At 64.4% G+C, this 3,953-nt stretch carries 4 protein-coding genes; 2 read left to right on the plus strand and 2 right to left on the minus strand.

Features of this window, described 5'->3' with window-relative positions:
• The coding region (locus MJ777_RS22445; protein ID WP_239377708.1) for a hypothetical protein at positions 1 to 236 on the plus strand (236 nt) is incomplete at its 5' end.
• Here MJ777_RS22445 and MJ777_RS22450 read toward each other — a convergent pair.
• On the minus strand, positions 203 to 859 hold the full coding sequence (locus MJ777_RS22450; RefSeq protein ID WP_239377709.1) for a TetR/AcrR family transcriptional regulator: 657 nt from the start codon (positions 857 to 859) through the stop codon (positions 203 to 205). The two genes, MJ777_RS22445 and MJ777_RS22450, sit on opposite strands and share 34 nt — an antisense overlap.
• Positions 860 to 1,510: 651 nt before the next feature.
• Complete coding sequence (locus tag MJ777_RS22455) at positions 1,511 to 2,710, minus strand: helix-turn-helix transcriptional regulator (RefSeq protein ID WP_239347190.1); 1,200 nt, start codon at positions 2,708 to 2,710, stop codon at positions 1,511 to 1,513.
• A gap of 256 nt (positions 2,711 to 2,966) precedes the next feature.
• Here MJ777_RS22455 and MJ777_RS22460 point away from each other — a divergent pair, with 256 nt between their 5' ends.
• On the plus strand, positions 2,967 to 3,368 hold the full coding sequence (locus MJ777_RS22460; protein WP_239377710.1) for a hypothetical protein: 402 nt from the start codon (positions 2,967 to 2,969) through the stop codon (positions 3,366 to 3,368).
• Positions 3,369 to 3,953 lie beyond the last annotated feature (585 nt).

The raw sequence follows: 3,953 nt of genomic DNA on the forward strand, positions 1-3,953 counted from the left end.
CCGTCCGGCCGGACGCGCCCGCGGGCGAGCTGGCGGGCGCCATCCGGCGGGCCGGCGCCGGCACCGCCGCCGGTACGTCACCGGCGAGCGTGCAGGCGGAGACCGCGCAGGCCGAGGAGGGTTTCCGGCTGCTGCGGCTACTGATTGACCATGAACGCTGGGATGAGACCGACACTCTTACCGGGCTTCGGCTGGAGGCCGCTCAATGGGCGGTGAGCCCGCCGGAACGGGTCTGAGAGGTCCTGTCCGGCGCGCTCGTCCCAGGCGGCCGGAGCGCGGGTAGGATCATGAAAACCGTGAGGGTGGCGTACCTGGCCGCGGCTGGCAGAACATCCGGCCGGGACATATGGGTGAGCAGCGCGTACTGGCTGCATGCGCCCAGCAGAACCGCGGCGGCGACCTCGGGCTCGACGTCCCGATTGATTCGGTCGAGCTGTTGTTCCTGCGCCAGATAGAACGCCACGCCAGCATGGACCGCGGACAGATCCCGGCGATCGGTGACGAGTCTCGTCCGGACCGCCGCGTGCAGCTCGGTGTCGGTGAACAGCCCGCCGGCCAGCGGCAGATACTGCGCGAAGAAAGTGATTGCCGACCGTGACAACTCTTCGAGGTTGCCCTGCACCGTCCCCCGGCCGATACAAAACCTCAGCTGGTCGAGAGCGCTGTCGAGGGTTGGTAGCCCCTCCAGCATCACCGCGGTGATGAGGTCCGTTTTGTCGGTAAAGTGATTGTAGATGCTGCCCACGGCCACGCTGGCTTCGCGCGCAATCTCCTTGGACGTCGCAACGGCCAGCCCGCGCGTGCGAATAACCTGGGCCGCCGCTTCGATGAGCCTGTGTCGCATGAGCTGACGTGGCACCCGTCGCCTCCGTTTTCCCCCGTCAACGACGGCTACTCGGTCGCTGTACCAGACCTTGGAGGATAGGAGAGGATGGCCCGGAAAATATTATCGCCGGACAAAACGATGGTGTCCGGGACGTGAACGTCGTTCGCGAAACCGCGATCAGGCGAACCTGGCCGATGTTCAGGGGCTCGTCAAAGTCGCGGTGATGGAACTATAGCAGATCGTGATGTAAGTCCAGGCCGGGGCTGAGGTTCTGTTCGTCGCTGCCGATGGTGGGATATGCTGGCTGTTTTCGTTGGCTGCTATGGTGACGCAAGTGTATCTGTGAGCAGAACCGGCGCTAAGAGCGCCCGGCAGTAAGGGCGTGGATCAAGGAGTGGGGCTGGGGTGCGTGTATCGCGAGGCGGCGGAGGGAGTCACCCTGGCGTTGGGTGGCGACCGAGTCACGCCGGCGGAGTTCCGGAAGGTCGTGCCTGACGCAGCACTGGAAAAGGCAAGGGAGTGCGGGGCACCGCGCGCGTACCTAATCGCGCCCCCTGACGGGGTCAATAGTCACCCCTCCTAATCTACAGCCCTGCCCCTCTCAAGGTAACACCGGCACCACGGGCCCAGCGCCGTCGACGTCTCTGTGCCCTCGCCCATTTGAACCGCATGCATCCGGGGAAATCATTTGATGGCCTGGGCCAGCACGTCGAGGCTGTTGGCGCGCGCCCACCGCACCGACGTGGCGTCTTGCAAAGCGTGTATGAGCCGCCGGGCAAGCCGTTGCGAAACGAACCACTCCGGCGCAACCTGGTGGACACCGGCCAGCGTTTTTGCCGCTCCGGCGTAGCCCTTGGTGGCAAGCTGCGCCTCCGCCACCGTGAGCAAATACCGCTGCCACGTGGTTTCCCGGATTGCTTTGCCCCGGCGCACCCTGCGTGCGAGGAACAGCGCCCGGTCCGCCTCACCCATGACCATCGCGTTTTCAACCTCGATGGTGTCAACGGTCGTGGGGCCGAAAGCAGCCCAAAAGCTGCTCACCGTCATGTAATCATTGCGGAGCCGCCCGGCAACCTCTTTGGCCGTAGCTAGATACCCAGAACTGGCCGCCGGTCGGTTATTGCGGGCTGCCGACGAACTGGCGCGGGTGAGCAATCGGCCGTATTGGGCGAGGTGGATTTCTGTAACCTCGCCATGGGGTTCAATGGCCTCTGCCATGAAAAGCGCCGTATCCTCGGCATCGTCCAACCGTGCCTGACGGGTAAAGTTCCAGGCGATGTTATCGGCGGCACTTGCCCGAAGCAGTTCATCCCCGGCACCCTCGGCCGCCCGGATTGCGCGTTCCGCCGCGGTGATTGACAAATCCTCCCGTCGGAATTGCAGGAGAACCAGTGACGCCATGAGGTAACTGCGAGCCGCCAGCCGTTGCCCGACGACGGCAAAGTCTCCCGTGGCCGCACCCGCGGCGGCATCCGCCGCGATCAGAAGTCCGGGCGCAAGCGCCAACGCATCTTTGTACCTGTTCGCCTGGTACATCCGGGTTAGCTCGATAAGCCCTTGCCTGACATCCCCAATGTTTGGCGCGTCGCCCCCAGGAGGGCTGACCGGCACCGGCACCAGCACCCGGCGCAGCGCCGCCAGGTCTGCGGTGTCGCCGTTGTCATCCCGGTCAAGAGGGCCACCGTAGGACAGAAGATCGGAGGTGGTGACGCCCAGCACGCGGGCAAACGAATGGAGGGTAGGAAGGCTGACCGCATCCCGGGCACCCCGTTCCAACTTCCGGACCGTGGTGAGACTGACGCCGGCGCGCTCCGCAAACTCATCTTGGGTGAGGACAGCCCGGACCCGTAGCTCTGCGACCCGTTCACCAAGGCTTTCAGCCATAGGCCAAGAGTACCGACTTCCGTGGTGGGAGGGGCGCACTGGGTAATACTGCCTAACGCTTCATAGAAACTCGGCCGCCTGCGGCCGGGGTTGGTGGTGCTCCTGGGGTCACCTCGCGGCGAGGTGACCCCATTGGCATCTGTGCGCAACGTGGCAACTACACCACGATTCGTCCCAGGCTCCCGCTGCCTGCGAGGTACGGCCCTGGGCGACGGGAGCCCACCAGCCCGCAGGAGGCAGACGAGAGGGCAGAGCGATGAGCACGAAGCCGGCGGCCTACGGCTACATCAGCGTTGAGGGTGAAGACGAAGCCGAAATTGGCCGCCTTCAAAATACGGTGACGCTGCATGCCATCACCGAAGGTCTCAGTCTCGAAGAAACATATGTTGACCGTAATATCCCGCTCGCCCAAGTGAGCGGCCGCCCGGCGCTCATGACGGTGCTAACGCTCGTCAATGAAGGCGAGGGCGTCTACGTCATCGTTCCGAACCTGGACGCCATGTCGAGAGCATCCGGTGTCCGCCGGGCCATCACTCTTGAAATCTTCCAGGCGGGCGGACATTTGCAAATTGCCAGCGGGGAGAGGAGCGATCGCCTTCCTCTCCGCAGACCCGGAACCTCATACGCGGTCCCTGTGCTGCGTGAGCGTGGCGCGTAATTGGGCATCTATCATGGCCGGCGGCGACCCCGGAAGTCAGCCAGCCGCGTTCCCATCCCTTACAGAGGAGGTGACCGTATGGACGACTGGCCCAGCCTTTCGCGCACATACTCCATGGCACTTCCCCCAACAAGCCCGCCCCTCCAGCGACATGGGAGCGGTCTTGTTGCTCTTTAGCCGCCAGTGGTCTTGTGATTTAGGGAACTCGGGTTTCCGACACTTGAAAATGACCGGCCACACCGCAATTTTGCGATCCATCAAGGAGCTTGTTTCACGGGGTGACGGAACATAGCAGGTTATGAGGTAAGCCCAGGGCTGGGCTGGGGATGCCGGCGGGTGCTCCCCAACGGCGCGTGGACCACCCGCCGGTTACGTGACGTGAAGGGCTTTGCGGGGTGCCGGGGCGTGACACGCGCTCTGCCGTATTGCATGGTGGCGCCCACGTTGGGCTGAATCGGCTGGCGCCCGAGCGGCGGGAAGCGGTCTTCCTTGAAATTGTTGTCCCGCGCGTCCGGTGGCTTTGCGCGGGCCTCGGCCGCCGGGCACACGATAGTGGTTCTTGTCGCGGGCCCGGCGGTCTCGGGA

It is taken from the genome of Protofrankia sp. Cj5 (genome assembly GCF_917627405.1).
Taxonomy (GTDB): domain Bacteria; phylum Actinomycetota; class Actinomycetes; order Frankiales; family Frankiaceae; genus Protofrankia.

Excerpts from the sequence above, each read along its gene's own strand:
- MJ777_RS22455 (WP_239347190.1), bottom strand. The coding sequence starts at position 2,710 with ATGGCTGAAAGCCTTGGTGAACGGGTCGCAGAGCTACGGGTCCGGGCT.
- MJ777_RS22460 (WP_239377710.1), top strand. The coding sequence starts at position 2,967 with ATGAGCACGAAGCCGGCGGCCTACGGCTACATCAGCGTTGAGGGTGAA.